General features: G+C 69.9%; 15 protein-coding genes. 7 read left to right on the plus strand and 8 right to left on the minus strand.

Annotation, left to right across the window (positions count from 1 at the left end; genetic code table 11):
- Positions 1-2 precede the first annotated feature (2 nt).
- Positions 3-1,178: a cytochrome c oxidase subunit II gene (locus BKK80_RS32220; protein ID WP_071072774.1), complete on the minus strand. Its 1,176-nt coding sequence runs from the start codon at positions 1,176-1,178 to the stop codon at positions 3-5.
- 223 nt (positions 1,179-1,401) lie between these two features.
- Positions 1,402-1,908 carry a hypothetical protein gene (locus BKK80_RS32225; protein WP_071018326.1) on the minus strand — a complete coding sequence of 169 codons (507 nt, stop codon included), beginning with the start codon at positions 1,906-1,908 and terminating at the stop codon, positions 1,402-1,404.
- 421 nt (positions 1,909-2,329) lie between these two features.
- Here BKK80_RS32225 and BKK80_RS32230 point away from each other — a divergent pair, with 421 nt between their 5' ends.
- Positions 2,330-2,512: a hypothetical protein gene (locus BKK80_RS32230; protein ID WP_071018324.1), complete on the plus strand. Its 183-nt coding sequence runs from the start codon at positions 2,330-2,332 to the stop codon at positions 2,510-2,512.
- Between the two features lie 55 nt (positions 2,513-2,567).
- On the plus strand, positions 2,568-2,729 hold the full coding sequence (locus tag BKK80_RS37140) for a hypothetical protein (RefSeq protein ID WP_167366699.1): 162 nt from the start codon (positions 2,568-2,570) through the stop codon (positions 2,727-2,729).
- A gap of 118 nt (positions 2,730-2,847) precedes the next feature.
- Here the strand turns inward: BKK80_RS37140 and BKK80_RS32235 are convergent, their stop codons facing one another.
- Together BKK80_RS32235 and BKK80_RS32240 are read right to left on the minus strand one after the other, a co-directional pair.
- Positions 2,848-3,078 (minus strand): rubredoxin, encoded by a 231-nt coding sequence (locus BKK80_RS32235; RefSeq protein ID WP_071018322.1) that lies wholly within the window; start codon positions 3,076-3,078, stop codon positions 2,848-2,850.
- Between the two features lie 101 nt (positions 3,079-3,179).
- Positions 3,180-7,160, minus strand: coding sequence for a DUF748 domain-containing protein (locus tag BKK80_RS32240; RefSeq protein ID WP_071072776.1), 3,981 nt, complete (start codon positions 7,158-7,160; stop codon positions 3,180-3,182).
- A gap of 303 nt (positions 7,161-7,463) precedes the next feature.
- Between BKK80_RS32240 and BKK80_RS32245 the strand changes: the two genes are divergently transcribed.
- A complete protein-coding gene (locus tag BKK80_RS32245; protein WP_071018318.1) occupies positions 7,464-8,774 on the plus strand; it encodes an MFS transporter in 1,311 nt (436 codons plus the stop codon).
- Between the two features lie 25 nt (positions 8,775-8,799).
- On the opposite strand, the gene BKK80_RS32250 is transcribed toward BKK80_RS32245, so the two are convergent.
- Positions 8,800-9,885: an extracellular catalytic domain type 1 short-chain-length polyhydroxyalkanoate depolymerase gene (locus tag BKK80_RS32250; protein WP_071072778.1), complete on the minus strand. Its 1,086-nt coding sequence runs from the start codon at positions 9,883-9,885 to the stop codon at positions 8,800-8,802.
- Between the two features lie 395 nt (positions 9,886-10,280).
- Here BKK80_RS32250 and BKK80_RS32255 point away from each other — a divergent pair, with 395 nt between their 5' ends.
- Positions 10,281-10,928: a helix-turn-helix domain-containing protein gene (locus BKK80_RS32255; RefSeq protein WP_335582890.1), complete on the plus strand. Its 648-nt coding sequence runs from the start codon at positions 10,281-10,283 to the stop codon at positions 10,926-10,928.
- A gap of 21 nt (positions 10,929-10,949) precedes the next feature.
- Here the strand turns inward: BKK80_RS32255 and BKK80_RS32260 are convergent, their stop codons facing one another.
- Both BKK80_RS32260 and BKK80_RS32265 read right to left on the minus strand, forming a co-directional pair.
- On the minus strand, positions 10,950-11,336 hold the full coding sequence (locus tag BKK80_RS32260; protein ID WP_071072781.1) for a hypothetical protein: 387 nt from the start codon (positions 11,334-11,336) through the stop codon (positions 10,950-10,952).
- A 64-nt stretch (positions 11,337-11,400) separates the two neighbouring features.
- Positions 11,401-11,688: a transposase gene (locus tag BKK80_RS32265; protein ID WP_071018312.1), complete on the minus strand. Its 288-nt coding sequence runs from the start codon at positions 11,686-11,688 to the stop codon at positions 11,401-11,403.
- A gap of 659 nt (positions 11,689-12,347) precedes the next feature.
- On the opposite strand from BKK80_RS32265, the gene BKK80_RS32270 reads away from it, so the two are divergent.
- The 3 genes from BKK80_RS32270 (at position 12,348) to BKK80_RS32280 (ending at position 15,565) form a co-directional block, all read left to right on the plus strand.
- Complete coding sequence (locus BKK80_RS32270; RefSeq protein WP_071018310.1) at positions 12,348-13,304, plus strand: LysR family transcriptional regulator; 957 nt, start codon at positions 12,348-12,350, stop codon at positions 13,302-13,304.
- Between the two features lie 168 nt (positions 13,305-13,472).
- Positions 13,473-14,174, plus strand: a complete 702-nt coding sequence (locus tag BKK80_RS32275) for a response regulator (RefSeq protein ID WP_071018308.1) — start codon at positions 13,473-13,475, stop codon at positions 14,172-14,174.
- Positions 14,175-14,221: 47 nt separating this feature from the next.
- The gene (locus BKK80_RS32280; RefSeq protein WP_071072783.1) at positions 14,222-15,565 is read left to right on the plus strand and encodes a cobyrinate a,c-diamide synthase; all 1,344 of its coding nucleotides are present in this window, start codon (positions 14,222-14,224) and stop codon (positions 15,563-15,565) included.
- Between the two features lie 184 nt (positions 15,566-15,749).
- On the opposite strand, the gene BKK80_RS32285 is transcribed toward BKK80_RS32280, so the two are convergent.
- Positions 15,750-16,211: a MarR family winged helix-turn-helix transcriptional regulator gene (locus tag BKK80_RS32285; RefSeq protein ID WP_071018304.1), complete on the minus strand. Its 462-nt coding sequence runs from the start codon at positions 16,209-16,211 to the stop codon at positions 15,750-15,752.
- Positions 16,212-16,218: the final 7 nt, after the last annotated feature.

The raw sequence follows: 16,218 nt of genomic DNA on the forward strand, positions 1-16,218 counted from the left end.
CGTCAGCGCGCCGGCGTTGCCGGGCTGCCCGCCTGCGGCGCGGCCGCGGCGGCGGTGGTCCCATTGGCGCGGATGTAGGCCATCAGCGCCTTGAGTTCGTCCTCGCTCAGCGGGATGGTGGGCATCACCGGGCCGAAGCCCTTCACCAGCCGCGCCTGCGGGGTCAGGATCTCTTCGCGCAGGAAGGCATCGTCGACCCGCGCGCTGCTGCCGTCCGAGAAGGTCTGCACACTGCCGTACAAGCCCTTCCAGCTCGGCCCCACGCCGACGCTGCCATCGACGCTGTGGCAGCCCACGCACCCCTTGCTGAGCGCCAGTGCCTTGCCTTGCGCCGCCAGCATGTCGGTGACACTGGCACCTGCGCCGGCGGCCGGCGCGGCCGGCGCCGGGTGCTGCGTGGCAGCGAAGGTGGGCTGGCGCGCCAGCCAGGCTTCGAAGGCCGCCGGCTCCTCGACCACGACCTGGCCGCGCATGTTGTAGTGGCCGATGCCGCATAGCTGGGCGCACAGGATGTCGAAGCGCCCGACGCGCGTGGGCGTGAACCAGAAGGACGTGACCATCCCGGGCACCAGGTTCATGCGGGCGCGGAAGGGCGGCACGTAGAAATCGTGCAGGACGTCCTTGGAACGCAGCAGCACCTTGACCGGCCGGTTCAGCGGCAGGTGCAGCTCGGGACCGTTGACGATGCGGTTGTCCTGCCCGCGCGGATCGCCGGGATCGATGCCCAGCGGATTGGCCGGCGTGACGAAGCTCGCGTCGGCACGGCCGAGCGCGCCACCCTGGCCCGGGAAGCGATAGCTCCACTGCCATTGCTGGCCGACCACTTCGACTTGCATGGCGTCGCGCGGCGCGCTCACGTACTTCGCGTAGACCACCAGGCCCGGCGCCAGCAGGGCGATGATGCCCACCGAGGTGCCGGCGATCAGCCAGCGCTCGAGGCGGGGGTTCTCGGGTTCGTAAGCCGCACGCTGCCCGCTGCGGTGGCGATAGCGCCAGACCAGGTAGCCGACCAGGAGATTGATGACGATGAAGAAGGCGCCGGTGATGATCAAGGTGATCGTCAGCGTGTCGTCCATCTGCTGCCAGTTGGACGCCAGCGGCGTTGCCCACCAAGGGCTGAAGACATGAAAGAGCACTGTGGCCGCGACCACCGCCACCAGCGCTATCGCAAGCGCCATGTCCGACTCCTGCTCACCATCCGCCCGGACCGGTTGTGCCGAGCCGTATGCAATACAGACTAGTGCATGCGCGCGAGGCACGCCATGCCACACCGTACGGTGCAGGTGCGGCGCGGCCGCGGCTTGGTGCGCTGCGCCACAAGGCAGACGGCGGATACCGCAGGTGCGGCATCCGCCGTCCAGGACCGCCCGGCCACGGCCGGGCGTCTGCGTTGCGCGGGTCTCAGCGCATCGCGCCTTCGCGCCGTTCGAACCACCAGTAGCACAGCGCCGCCGCCATGCCGAACAGCAGATGGCCAACGAAGGTATGCCAGCCGCGCGCGTCGATGAACCAGGTAAAGGCGCGCGTCATCACGTGGAAGTTGAACAGGTACACCAGGGCGCCGAACACAGCGCCGGCCAGCATCGCCATGCCGCTGCTCGAGTCGAGCTGGAAGGGCGCGATGATGGCCGCCAGCACCATGCCGAGTATCGCCCCGAGCACGAAGTGGATGACCAGCGCCGCCGCCACCGTGCCTACGCTGAACAGCGAGGTCTGCAGGACGTCCGGCCCCATCAGGATGGCGGCGATCATGCGCGTGGTGCCCCACGGATTGACGCCGGCCACCATCGAGGACCAGAACAGTTCCACCACGACCAGCAAGGCGCCGGCCACCAGCCCGGCTACCGCCGCCGCAGACCAGTCCGGCATCCTGCGCACATAGTGGTGCGAATGCATGTGAAGTTCCATAGCCACCTCCGCTGCTGCTGTCATGCCATCACGCCCCCAAGGGCGTTGGCGCGGCCGGGTCATGCGCCCGCACCGCTGCTCTCAGCATAGGACATGCCCCGGGGATGCCTGGAGCGTGCCTCGGCACGCTTGCGGGCCATGCATCCGCTCGCGGCGCAGGCGTGATGCAGCGCGCGCAAAGCGGCGCCCGCACGCCCGGTCGCGGCATGTGCGCGCGATGGAAGCGGTACTTGAGCGGTACTTGAGCGGTACTTGAGCGGTACTTGAGCGGTACTTGAGCGGTACTTGAGCGGTACTTGAGCGGTACTGATGCGGCGGCGGCGGCACCACGACTGCGGGACAACCCCGATGGGGATGACTGGGCGAAGCCGGCACACTGCCTATACTGGATGAAGGAAAGAACGAGAGAGAGGAGACCGCCATGACGCCGCTGCGTTTGTACGATCTTGTCTTCCTGATCCCGATGGCGCTGGTAGGCATCATCGCGATGGGCGCGGTCCCGGTGACCGCGCGCTTCCTGCGCATCAGTTGCCGCGCCGCGGGCGCGCTGCTGGGTGCCGCAGTCGCGATCCTGCTGCTGGAGGCCTTGCCGCTGCTGATCTGAGCGGGCGGCCCGCCAAGGGCCGCCTTGGGAAGTCCTCGTTGGGAAGGAGGCCGGCATGTCCATTGGCCTGATCGCCGCCTGCATGGCGGCCCTGCTCGTGCTGACCGTGTCGGCCGCGCTGTGGCGCTGCAGCCATCCATACCGGATGCGCTATCGCCGCTGCGCGAGGCGGCGCGCTGCCTCCGGCCTGTGCCGGCAGGCGCCGCTGCGCCACTAGCCGACATCCCCGCCACCGCTCAGCGGGCTCCCGGATGGCGCTCCCGTCCCTTGGTGCGGGCGCACCTCCCGCGGGCGCAAGCCGCGCGGATCCTGCTCGGCTCCTGCCCGGAGTCCGTTCAGATCTCGATCATGGCGAAGTCGGCCTTGCCGACGTCGCATTCGGGACAGCGCCAGTCGTCAGGAATGTCCTCCCAGCGTGTGCCCGGCGCGATATCGTCTTCCGGCCAGCCCTGTGCTTCGTCATACACCCAGCCGCAGATCAGGCAAACCCAGGTCTTGTAGATAACCGCGTCGTCTTGCTGCAATGTTGGCTCCTGTCCATGTTTTACCGATGCGGGCGGAATCATACGCGGTTTTTCCAGGCTGGCGTCCCGCCTGCCGTCCTTGGCGGCAGGCGGGACGCCAGGTACCGGCGCGCGCAGGCGGGCGCCTGCCGCACCTGCCGCACCTACTGGCGGATGGCGAAGTCCACCCGGGTGGGCGCGCCCTTGTCCTTGATGCCTTCGGCGTCGAGCTTGGGTGAGGTCAGGAACAGCCTGGACTCGGGCACCTTCTCATCGCGATCCAGCACCTGCTTGACCACCAGCGCGCGCTGCTCGGCGAGCTGGCGCAGGCCGGCCTCGGTCACCGGCGCATTGTCCAGCAGCAGCTTCTCCATCTCGGCGGTGGGCAGCGACTTGGCCAGGCCGATCAGATTGCGCGGCTTCTTGAACGAGGCGCGCTTGTAGACAGCTTCGAGGTACTTCGGGTACTCCTGCGGCGTCACCGTGACCTTGGCGCCCTGCTCGCCCTCCTCGCTTTCCTCCAGCGGCGCGCCCGCCTGCGCGCTCTTGCGCTGCTCGCGCACCTTCTCCTCGGCCACGCGTTCATCGAGCCAGGCGCGGCGCGCACCGGCGGCGTCGGTGGCAGGGTCGATGCGGCCGCTGATCTCCAGCTTCAGGCCAGGCCGGTCGTTGAGCGCCTTGCCGAGCGTGTCGAGCTTCTTCTTCGCCTCCGGCGTCAGCGTGGCGGTGCCGGCCGGGAACTCCACGTAGCCGAGTTCGTCGCCGCCGCCGAAGGCATGGGCGATCAGCGAGAACGGCGAGGTGACGGCCTTGGCCAGCAGGTTGACGATGACACGCACGATCACGCCGCCGATGCTGAACTCGGGGTCGGACAGCGAGCCCGACACCGGCAGGTTGACGTCGATCACACCATTGCGGTCCTTCAGCAGCGACACCGCCAGCAGCACCGGCAGCTTGGTGGCGTCGGGACTGTCGACCCTGTCGCCGAAGGTGAGCTGGTCGAGGTAGAGGTGGTTCTGCGCCTCGAGCTTGCCGCTGTCGATCTTGTACGAGACGTCCACGCTCAGCTTGCCCTTGGTGATGGGATAGCCGGCGTACTTGGCCGCGTAGGGCGTCAGCCGCGTCAGTTCGATGCCCGTGGCCTTGGCGGCGAGGTCGAGATAGAGCTGCTGGCTGAAGGGGTTGACCTTGCCGCTGACGTTGACGGGCGCGTCGCCGTCGACGCGGCCGTTCAGCACCACGTCGGCGGGAGTCGGATCCGCCGTGGAGACCTTGGACACCGAGCCCGTCATGTCGGTCAGGTTGGCGGTGTAATTGGGCTTGACAAAGAAGTCGGAGAAATTGATGTTGCCCTTGTCGACCGACACGCCGCCGATGCGGATCTGCGGCTTGGGCCCGCTCTCGGCCGGCGCCGCCTTGGCCTGTGCCGCGGACGCGGGTGCCGCAGGCGCCGCCGGGACGGAGGCCGCCGCCCGCGCGGCCGGCGGCGCCGATGCCGGGTTGGCCTGCGTCAGGCTGGTGCGGGGCTCGGCTTCGCCCTTGGCGGCGCCGCCGGCCATCACGTCCTGCAGGTTCAGGCGGCCGTTGGCGTTCAGGATCACTCGGGCATAGAAGTCGGACAGCGCGATCTTGCCGAGGCCGACCTGCATCGGCCCTTTGGCCGGGTCCATGGCGAAATCGATGCCCGACACCGTCAGCGTACGCCAGCGCAGGAAGTCGTCGCCGGTCAGGCGGTCCACCGAACGCACGTTGCCCACCAGCGCGTTGCCGGTGAAGCGCGCGGCGAGCGGCTTGCCGGCCGGCGCCGACACGTTGGCGCGGCCCTTGACCGTCAGGCTGCCGGCACGCAGCGCGGCATTGAACTGGTTGCCCAGGTACGGCTGCAGCGGCGCCATGTCGAATTCGCGCAGGTCGATGTCGACCTGCGCCGTCGGCGCGGTCGGCTGCGCACTGCCCGACAGCGAAAGGCTGCCGCGGCGGCCCGCGTCGGCGCGCAGCTTGAACGGCACCGCGCCCGGCGCCAGCGGCCAGCCGACGGCGCCGGTGCTGAGCGCGATGTTGCGGTACTGGTGGACGACCGGCCGCCCCTGGTTGGCCTCGGCCGGCTGGAAATCGGTCAGCTGCGCCGCGCCGCGGTCGAGCGAGATCTTGCCGAGCCGCGCCTTCCAGCCGGCGGGCTGCCCTGTCGTGGCGGCCGGTGCAGACCGCCCGCGCGTGGCCGGTGCGGACGGCGCAGCCTTGCCGGTGGCCTGCGCCACCCAGATGCGCGCCACCTCGACCAGTTCGCCGTGCGGGTCGCGCGTGGCGGCGACCTCGGGCTTGGCCACCACCAGTTCGTCGGCCGCGAAGGACTGCTTGGCGAGATCGAACGCGATGCCCTCGAGCGCGACCTTGTCGGCGCGCAGCAGCGGCAAGGCTGCTGTACCGGAGCCAGCGGCGGCCGCGCTGCGCCCGCGGCGCGCGGCGCGCGGGGCCTTGGCGGACGCGGGCGGCGTGTAGGCGGCACCGGTGGCGGCCACGTACAACGGCGCCACTTCGACCCGCGACTTGTCCAGCGTGAACTGCGGGGCGCCGCTGCCCCAGGCCGCGCTGTAGTGCAGCTCGGCATTGACGGCGGTATCGCCGAGCTGGCTCTTCAGCGCGGACGGCCACCAGGCGGCGAAACCTTGCGGCTTGACGCCGCTGGCCTGCAGCGTGCCGCTCAGCTTGCCGTCCGGCAGCGACAGCTCGCCGCTGTGCTGCAGCGTCTGGCCCTCGGCAAGGGTCAGCTTGGCCTCGACCGTGGCCGGCTTGCCGCCGCTGCTGGAGAGGCCGTCCACCTGCACCTCGAGCGGGCCGAGCGCGAGCGTGCCCGGGCCCGAGGGCGCGGCCTCGTCGCGCAGGCCCAGCCTGGCGTCCTTGAGCGTGATGTGGTCCACCGCGTAGGCCCAGCCGGGTGCGGCCTTGGCGGCGCCAGCCTGGGCCGCGGGCGCGGAGGCAGCCGCCGCGGAAGCCGGCGCTTTGGCGCCCGCCTTGCCGGCGCTGCCTGCGCCGGCCGCTGCGGCCTGACCGGCCGCCGGCTTGGCGGGCGCGGTGGTCGTAGCGGGCGCGACCGCGCGCGGCAGCAAGGCGCTGGCCAGGTCGACCGTGCCGTCGGGGCGGCGCAGCGCCTGCACGCCCAGGCCTTCCAGGCTGACGCTGCGCAGGTGCGCATGCCGTGCCAGCGGCTCGATGCGGTCGATGTCCAGCGCGAGCCGGTCGGCCTTCAGCAGCGGCGAGCCGTCGTGCTTGACGATGTCGGCGTTACGCAGCGTGACCGTGCCGCCGAGGAAGATGTCCTGCGTGTCCTTCTGCTGGCGGAATCCCAGCGTCAGGCGCGAGTCCAGCAGCGCGCTCTTGACCTCGGCATCCCGCAGCGCCGGCGCGAACGGCATGAAGCGCACCAGGTCGAGGCCGTTCAGGTTCAGGTTGAGGTGCGTCTCGCGCGAGTCGGCGAAGGGCAGCATGGTGCCGTCCAGCGCCAGTGGCGTGCCGTTGACCAGCGCGCTCAGCGTCGGCCGGGTGACGATCTCGACGTCATGCGGCAGGTTCGACAGGAAGGGCAGGGTCAGGGTGAACCTGTCGACCCGCTGCACCTGCTTGAGCTGCTGGTCGTCGAAGACGAAGCTCGAATCGGTCACCGCGATGTTGTTGACCGAGAAGCGCGCCGGCTTCGCATTCGGCGCCTTGGGCTGGGCCGCGAAACGCCGCACGATGTCGTCGAAGCTCATGCCGCCGTCGGGCGCGCGCGTCACATGCACGGCGAGGGCGTCGACGTGCAGGGCATCCACCACCGGCGCCAGATGCCACAAGGAGGCCAGCGAGGCTTTGGCCTCCGCCGAACCCAGCGTCAGCATGGGCCGCTTGCCATCCGCCTCAAAGATGGCGAGATCCTGCAGCGTGACGCCCAATGAGAAGGGGCGCACCTGCGCCCCGCCCAGCGTCACCTTGCGCCCGAGCGCGGCGCTTGCCTGCTTTTCGATCTGCCACTTCAGCAGGGGAGGGCCGCCGAAATATCCCGCCAGCCCGAATACGGCCAGCGCTGCCACGATGCCGCCGCCCGCGCGCACGGCCAGCCGCCGCCGCGGGGTGGCCATGGCGGCCTGCATGGAGAACTTGGAGTTCATGTCACCTCAGAAGATTTGACCCCACCCAGCTGCAGTGACCGCAGCTTTGTGCCCGAAATTTCACTTTTTTCCCACATTATGGCAAGGCGTTACAGCATTGCAAGGGCATTTGCAGTCTTTTATATAAGACAAGGCTCCGGGCGATCTGGTAATCTTCCCGACTTTGCGAAGCGCCCGTCGCAAGCCTGCGGCTTACCCGCCACTCAGAGCCTGCGTCCCTGCGCTGTACCCTCCGGCCGCCCCCAACTCCACGTCATCCGTGTTGCCCGCTTCGCATGCGATCTCTTCCATGCGAGTCTCCACATGTCTACCAGCAGCACCGTCGGCACGGCCGGCGCGCGCGGCAGCGCGCACGCCCGTCCGCTGACCGGCCAGGATTACAAGACGCTCGCGCTCGCCGCCCTCGGCGGCGCGCTCGAGTTCTACGATTTCATCATCTTCGTCTTCTTCGCCACCGTGATCGGGCAGTTGTTCTTCCCGCCCTCGGTTCCGGAGTGGCTGCGCCAGCTGCAGACCTTCGGCATCTTCGCCGCCGGCTACCTGGCGCGCCCGCTGGGCGGCATCGTCATGGCCCACTTCGGCGACCTGCTGGGCCGCAAGAAGATGTTCACGCTGTCCATCCTGCTGATGTCGGTACCGACGCTGCTGATGGGCCTGCTGCCGACCTATCACGTGATCGGCCTGTTCGCCCCGCTGCTGCTGCTGTTACTGCGCGTGATGCAGGGCGCGGCCGTGGGTGGCGAGGTGCCCGGCGCCTGGGTCTTCGTCTCCGAGCACGTGCCGGCGCGCCACGTCGGCTATGCCTGCGGCACGCTGACGGCCGGCCTGACCGCCGGCATCCTGCTGGGCTCCCTGGTGGCGACCGGCATCAACACCATCTTCAATCCTGCCGAGCTGGCCGATTGGGGCTGGCGCGTGCCCTTCCTGCTGGGCGGTGTGTTCGGCATCGGCTCGATGTACCTGCGCCGCTGGCTGCACGAGACACCGGTGTTCGCCGAACTGCAGCAGCGCAAGGCGCTGGCCGCCGAGATGCCGCTCAAGGCGGTGGTACGCGACCACCGCGGCGCGGTGGCGGTGTCGATGCTGCTGACCTGGATGCTGTCGGCCGGCATCGTGGTGGTGATCCTGATGACCCCCACCTTCCTGCAGAAGCTCTACGGCTTCGACGCGCGCACCGCGCTGGTGGCCAACAGCGTGGCGACGCTGTGCCTGACGGTAGGCTGCGTGGTGGCCGGCCTGGCCGCCGACCGCATCGGCGCGCGGCTCACGCTGTTCGTCGGCGGCGCGCTGCTGGCAGCCAGCGCCTACGCCTTCTACACGGTCATCCATGACCGCCCCGACCTGCTGCTGCCGCTCTACGCGCTGGCCGGCTTCTTCGTCGGCACCATCGGCGCAGTGCCCTACGTGCTGGTCAAGGCCTTCCCGGCCCAGGTGCGCTTCTCCGGCCTGTCGTTCTCTTACAACCTGTCGTACGCGATCTTCGGCGGGCTGACGCCGATGATCGTCACGCTGATGCTGAAGAGCAACCCGCTGGCACCGGCTCACTATGTGGTGGCGCTGTGCGTGCTGGGCATGCTGACGGCCCTCTTCGTCAAGCAGCGCGCGCCCGACTGAGCGCGCGCCACGCGGCATCGGCCGGCTAGCGCCAGCGCCGGTGCGCGCGGAAGAAGTCCCACATCATCGCGCTGGCGTCCGGGCCGAGGTCCGCGTGATAGCCGTAGCGCGCGTCGCCACCGCTCCACGCATGGCCCAGGCCGGCGACCTCGTGCAGCACGACGAGGTCGCGCTGCCAGCGGCCGAACCGTACCTCGGTACACTCCCCCGGCGCCAATGCCTGCGCAGCCGTCCCCGCCAGCGCAGGCAAAGCCCCGCCCAGGCGGTTGTAGGCGAGGAACTGGCGGGCCAGCAGGCGCCCGTTGAGCGGCGCGACCGCGTCGTCGGCCAGCCCGTGCATCACGATGGCAGGCATCGCCGGCCCGCCTGGCACGATGCCGGCGGCATCCAGCAGCACGGCCGGATCGGTGACGGAGCCCGCACGCATGGCGGTCAGCCCGGCACGCGCCGTGTCGGCCGCCCCCACCACCACGCCCGAGTGCAGGCCCACGGCGGCGATCTTGTCCGGATGGCGCAAGGCGACCACCGCTGCCATTGCGGCGCCGGCCGACATGCCCGCCAGGTAGACCTGGTCGGAACATACGCCCGGCTCCAGCGCCAGCGCGTCGATCAGCGCGGCGATAGCCTGCACCTCACGCCCGCCCTGCTCCGATGCCAGGTCGAACCACTGCCAGCAGCGCTGCAACTGGCGGCGCAGCGGCTGTTGCGGATAGGCCACAAGGAACCCTTCCCGCTCGGCCAGGGCATTCATGCGCGTGCCGGCGGCCAGCTCCTCGGGCGTCTGCCGGCAGCCGTGCAGCATCACCACCAGCGGCAGCGGCTCGCGCGGATGCGCCCAGGACGGCACGTACAGGCGGAAGCCGAGCTGCGGCAGCAGTTCGCCCGGCTTGGGCGGCAGCCGCAACTGCTGGCTGTACCACTTGCCCGGCGGGGGCTCGGAAGGATGTTGCGGTGCAGGCGGGAGGGTGCGGCGCGCCTGCCGCGGGGGACTTGCCGGATTCAGCGCATCGAGGCGATCCAGCCAGGCTCGCAACTGCCGCGCGGTCTGGTCCTGCACCCGGCTGAACCGTCGCAGTTGCGCGCGCCAGTCGCCTGACAGGCTATTGGCCATGTGGACTCCTGCTCGTCGAGCGCGGGTTTCGCGTCTCGCTCTTTGTTACTGCATGACTTTGTTGCTGCGTTGCAGCATAGCACAGAGCCACCACCGATGAAGGTGACAAATTCGGCACATAGAAGCCGGAGAATGTCCAGACCCCAGCCTGGTATGCGCGAAAATCTTCAATTCGCCGACTAAAAGAATGCATCACGCCGGCAAGCTGCACGGCAGCAAGGCGCCCTTATACTGGCGCCAGCATCGGCAACCGGAATGATCGAGATATGGCCAGGCCGCACGACGACGCCCCCGCGTGCCCTCTCTGCCCCTTCCGCCAGGTCTGCAGAAGTGCGGAGCGCATCGCACCCTCCCAGGATCCCCCGCCGCGCGACCTGTGTCCCTCGCGCATCCAGTTGCGCGCGGGACAACTGCTGTACCAGCAGGGCCGTCCGGCGCTGGCGGTCTATCCGCTGCGCAAGGGCAGCATCAAGAATATGTTCGAGTCGTCGCTGGGATGGCGCCAGATCACCAGCTTCACACTGGCCGGCGACGTACTCGGCCTGGAAGCGCACGACAGCACCGCACACACCACGAGCGCCATCGCCCTGCAGGATGCGAGCTGCTGCGTGGTGCCGGTCGAGAGCCTGCGCATGCAGATGCGCCTGCCCGAGTTCCGCGCCATGGTGCTGGACACCCTGCGCCGGAACACCGAACGCGAGCGCACCTTGCTGGTGGCGATCGGTTCGATGAAGGCCGCGCAACGCCTCGCCATGCTGCTGCTGGACCTGGCCGGCGAACACGGCCGGCGCGGCGGCGGCGACTCGCTGACCCTGGCCATGTCGCGCAACGACATCGCCAGCTACCTGGGACTGACACTCGAAACCGTCTCGCGGCTGCTGTCGCGCTTCGCCTCGGCGGGCCTGATCACCGTGCGCCACAAGCTGCTGCGCATCGTCGACCAGGGCGGGCTTGCCGCCGTCTACGCGGATGCCAGCCATCTCCCCGACCCCCACGGCACGGCCGCGCGCGGCACCGTGCACGCCAGCCGCCAGGCCGCCTAGGCGCGCCGCCGCGCCGGCGGATCAGCGCCGCCGCTGCGCGCACTCCTGCCGATAGGCCTCCTGCAAGCGCTTGCGGTCGGCCTGCCGCTCGAGCGACGGATACGTGCGGCCGTCCGCGGTGGTCACCGAGGATCGCCCCACCGACCATTGCGGTCCCGCAGGCAGCGCATTGATCTGGTTCAGCAGATCCTCGCAGCGCTGCCGCTGGGCCGGCGACAGCGTGCCGTCGTCATTGCCCGACGCCGGCAAGGCCGGCATCGTATCGGCGCCGCTCGCGCCGTCGATCAGGCGCGGCGGTGGCGGCGCCACCATCGGCTGGGGCAAGGAATCGTCCGCCTGCACGGTAGCCGGCGCGGACCACAGCCACAGCAGCAGGGGGAGGACGAAGGAAACGCGGATCGTGTTCATGTTTACCTGAGTGTTGCAGCAGGGCGGGAAACTGCGCGGTCCGAACCGCCAGCCATCACAGGATTCAGCGCTCCTTGGCAGCGGCTTCGCGGCCACCGCGGCGGCGCAGCATCTCCAGCTTGAGCAGGGCATCGGCCAGCATCCCTTTCAGACGCGCGTTTTCTTCCTGCAGTTCGCGCAGCTTGCGGACTTCCGCGCTGCTGCCCGGCGGCCTCTGTCCATAACGGATGCGCCAGCCGTAGAACGATGCATCGCTGAATCCATAGCGTGCGCACAACTCGCGCACCGGCACGCCGCTGGCGGCTTCCGCCAGGTAGGAACGGATCTGCTCCTCGGAAAAGCGTCTATTCACGGGGTTCCCTCCGCACTCGGTGACATCGCCCGCGGCGCACCGCCGATCATGCGGTGGCCGGTCCTTGTCCGCGACGTTAGCCGAGTCCTGCCGGGGAAGGCAATTCAGTGTCTTCGCGGCCCGTATTAAGCCGATTGCACTCACCCGCGCGCGGCGCCACGGACGCGCGCCCAGGCATTCCGGTCACCGCGCGGGCGCTCATGTCACCATGTACGAACAAAAATGCTACCCGATTCGGACCCGTTCGAATTGCCATGGAAAACCGCCTGAACGCCTAGTATCGATCTAGTTACTGTATTAAGCTTGCCAAATTGAAACAAAATTTCGATCCCCCGCGTCATCCGTCGCACGTCAGATCACACGTCAGATCAGAGGGGGACGCGGCGCTGCCGCACCGGCCACTGCCAGGCCGGTCATGCCGGTCTGCGATAGGGAGCGCCGACGCAGCCACCGGTCTGCAAGGAATTGGGGAGACACTGCCGACATGCCGGTTTCATCCGGATGGCAGCGCTTGCCTGTCGCCTCGCCGCAATCCATCCGCACACCGCGCTAGTCCAGGTGTGCGCGCGGCGGGCAGCAAGCGGCGTTGCACAGCCGGATGCCGGCTCCTAGCGAAGTGTCGCCGCAGCGCGGCGGCAAACAGAACGGGAGTAGTCAGCATGCGACACGTCAGCACCAAGCTGCTGCAGATCTTTGTCTTGCTCATGGAGTACCGCGACCTCGGCGCGGTGGCTGCCTATACCCGCGGCCGCGTGCCGACCGTCGCCTACAGCCTGGCACGCCTGCGCGAAATCACCGGCGACCCGCTCTTCATCAAGCGCAAGGGCGTGCTCGAGCCGACCCCGCATGCCCTGCGGCTGGAACAGACCGCTCGCCTGATGCTCGCCAAGTGGGCGCAGATCGTGCGCGGCGACGAGCCGCCGCCCGAAGCGGCGGCACATGGCGCGCGCGTCAGCATCGGTTTCTCCGCCTCGATCGGCGACCCGGTCATCACGGAAATCCTCACCGCCCTGTGCGAGCAATTCCCGCACAACCATTTCGTTACGCGCCCGGTGCGCGCCGATGCGGCGCTGTCGCGGCACCTGGAACAGGGCGAGATCGACTGTGCCTTCGTAATCGACAGCCAGTACGCGGCGGCAGGCATCGCCCAGCACAGCATCCTGGCCACCCCGCGCCGCCTGGTCAGTGCTGCCCGGCCGGGCAGCGAGGCGGAGCCGCACGCCGATGGCGACTGGATCCTGCTGCAGGAGGACAGCGAGCCGGGCAGCCCGCTGCGCACCTACCTTGCCCGCCATGCGGGGGATCCCGGCCACCGCGAGACCGTGGCGCCCTCCTGGCATACGCAGATCTCGCTGTTGCGCGCCACCGGTGGCATCTGTCCGCTGCTGGACTTCAACGTACCGCTGGTAGCGCGCGACCAACCTACCCGGCTGCTGCCCACGCCCAATAGCTTCCCGGACTGGGCCGCCCTGCATTTCTGGATGCCTGCGCGCACGCGCGCCACCGCGCTGCACGAGATGATGGAGATCGGCAGCGCCATCCTGCGCGACCCGGCCAAGGCCCTGGAGCAGCGCCGCGCGGCAAGCGAGCGGCAGGCCGCCTGCGCCTCGGCGTGAGGTCGGGAAGCCGGCGCCGCGCTGGCACCTGGGCGGGGCCGCTGCCTCCGCCACGGCAGGTAATTTGCGAAAAGTCTTCCTCCCGTGCGCGGTAGCGGCCGCTATCCTCGCCTAGCCGCGGCCCCTCGCCTGGCATGCCGCGCTCAACGATGGAGGGAGACGTCCGACATGGCATTGAGAATCCTGATTGCGGATGACCACCCGATCGTCCCCGCCGGCCTGCGCGGCCTGCTGCACGGGCGACCGGGCTGGGAGGTCTGTGGCGAGGCTGCGAGCGCGGCCGAACTGCTGAGCGCCACCGAGGCCTTGCGCCCCGACATCGTGCTGACCGACTACCACATGCCCGCGCCCAACGCCAAGGACGGCATCCGCCTGCTGCGCGCGCTGCGGCGCTGCCTGCCTCAAGGCCAGGTCATCGTCCTCACCATGATCACCAACCCTGCGGTGCTGCGCGCCATCCTGCGCACCGGCGTGCACGGACTGGTGCTCAAGGACGCGCCGCCGGCGGAGATGGCGCTTGCCATCGCGCAGGTGCAGCGCGGCCTCTTCTACGTGGGACGCTCCGCCTTGCGCATCCTCGCCGCCGCGCTCGGCTACGGCGAACCGGGCGAGCCGGGCCTGCCCGGCCTGCAAGGGCTCAGCCCGCGCGAGATCGAAGTGCTGCGCCTGTACCTCAACGGCAGCTCGCTCACGGACATCGCGCGCGCCAGCCACCGCAGCATCAAGACCGTCAGCAGCCAGAAACTGTCGGCCATGCGCAAGCTGGGCGCATGCAACGACCAGGAGCTGTTCGCCTACGCCGCGCACAGCGGCCTGGTACTGCCGGGCACCGCCGCTACGGTCGCGCTGGCGCGGAGCGGCCCGATATAATCCGGCGCCGACAAACCGCCCGCCGCCCTGCCGCGGCCGCTTCCGCCATGCCCCGCCCCGCTTCCGCTCCGCCCGCCACACTGCGCGTCCCCGCGCTGCTGGTCGCCGCTCCGGCCTCCGGCCAGGGCAAGACCACGGTGACTGCCGCGCTGGCGCGCCTGCACCGCCGCCAGGGCCTCCGCGTGCGCGTCTTCAAGGCCGGCCCCGACTTCCTCGATCCGTCGCTGCTGGCCTATGCCAGCGGCGCTCCGGTGCACTCGCTCGACCTCTGGATGACCGGCGCCGACGATGCCGCCGCGCGCCTGGCCGAGGCCGCACGTGACACCGACCTGCTGCTGGTGGAAGGCGTGATGGGCCTGCACGACGGCGAGCCCAGCAGCGCCGACCTGGCGCGCCGCTTCGGACTGCCGGTGCTGGGTGTGATCCAGGCCGGCGCGATGGCGCAGACCTTCGGCGCGATCGCCCTCGGGCTGGCGAACTACGGCGGTGCGCTGCCCGGCATGCAGGTACTGGCCAACGGTGTCGCCTCGGCACGCCACGCGCAGATGCTGCAGGCCAGCGTGCCGGCCGGCATCGGCTGGGCAGGCACGCTGCCACGCGAGGCGCGCGCCTCGCTGCCTGAACGCCATCTCGGCCTGCTGGCAGCCGATGAACTGCCCGACCTGGGCGAGCGCCTCGACACCCTGGCCGACCTGCTCGCGACGCAGCCGGTCGCGCAACTGCCGGCGCCGGTAGCCTTCGCCGACGTGGCGGCCATCCCGCCGCCGCCGCTGCTGGCCGGCAAGACCGTCGCGGTGGCGCGCGATGCCGCCTTCCGCTTTCTCTACCCGGCCAACCTCGAGCTGCTGGCGGCGATGGGTGCGCGCCTGGCCTTCTTCTCGCCGCTGGCCGACGCCAGGCTGCCCGCCTGCGATGCGCTGTGGCTGCCCGGCGGTTACCCGGAACTGCACGCCGCGCAGCTGGCCGCCAACCGCGGCATGCTGGATGCGCTGCGCGACGCCCACGGTGCCGGCCTGCCCATGCTGGCCGAGTGCGGCGGCATGATGGCGCTGTTCGATACGCTGGTCGACAAGGAAGGGCTCAGCCACGCCATGGCAGGCCTGCTGCCGGGCACCGTGCGCATGCAGCGCCGGCTCAGCGCACTCGGGCCGCAAGCGGTGGCGTTGCCCGAGGGCACGCTGCGCGGCCACACCTTCCACTATTCGCAGGCCGACAGCCCGCTGGTCGCGGCCACGCACGCCACCTCGCCGCGCGACGGCGCGCGCGGCGAGGCGATCTACCGCTGCGGCAGCCTGACGGCCTCTTACGTGCATTTCTACTTCCCGTCCGATCCGCACGCCGTGGCGGCCTTGCTCGGCGCTGGCGCGCCGGCACCGGGCAGCGGGTACTGACGGAGAGCGGGGCCGCCGGCGGCCAAACCCGGCCATCGGACCACGGCGGACACGGCGCAAGGGAAAGCGGAAGGCCGCGCACGCGATCCGGCGCGCGACACGCAGGCGGGAATCAGGAAGGGCCGAGGAGGTAGTCCGGCGCCGCAGGGACGAGCCGGCGTGGCCGGCTGCGGCTGCCCGGCGCTCAGGCCACGTCTTCGGCGTCGCGCACGCGCGCCAGTGCTTCGGCGATGCCGGCTTCGAGCTGTTGCAGCCCTTCCGACAGATGCTCCAGCTTGTCGGCGGTCACCTTGTCGAGCACGTCCTGCAGGAAGGCCGAGCGGCGCGGCAGGTTCCGCGCCACCACCTCGCGGCCGGCCGCGGACAGCGTGACGTGCGTCACGCGATTGTCGCGCTCGCTCGTATTGCGCTCGACCCAGCCCAGTTCCTGCAATGCCTTCAACTGGCGCGTCAGCGCGCCCGGGTCCATGGCCACACGATCGGCCAGCGGCTTCTGCGCGATCGGCTCGGCATCGTTGTAGAGCGCGTAGAGAATGCGCCAACGCGGCATCGGCAAGCCGACGCACTGCTCGAACGCCGAGGCGTAGGCCCGATAGGTCCGCCCGAACTGCTGCAGCACCGCCAGGCTTTGTCGCTCCAATTCCACTCCAGTT

Origin of the sequence: Cupriavidus malaysiensis, assembly GCF_001854325.1 — a bacterium.
In the GTDB taxonomy this organism is placed as follows: domain Bacteria; phylum Pseudomonadota; class Gammaproteobacteria; order Burkholderiales; family Burkholderiaceae; genus Cupriavidus; species Cupriavidus malaysiensis.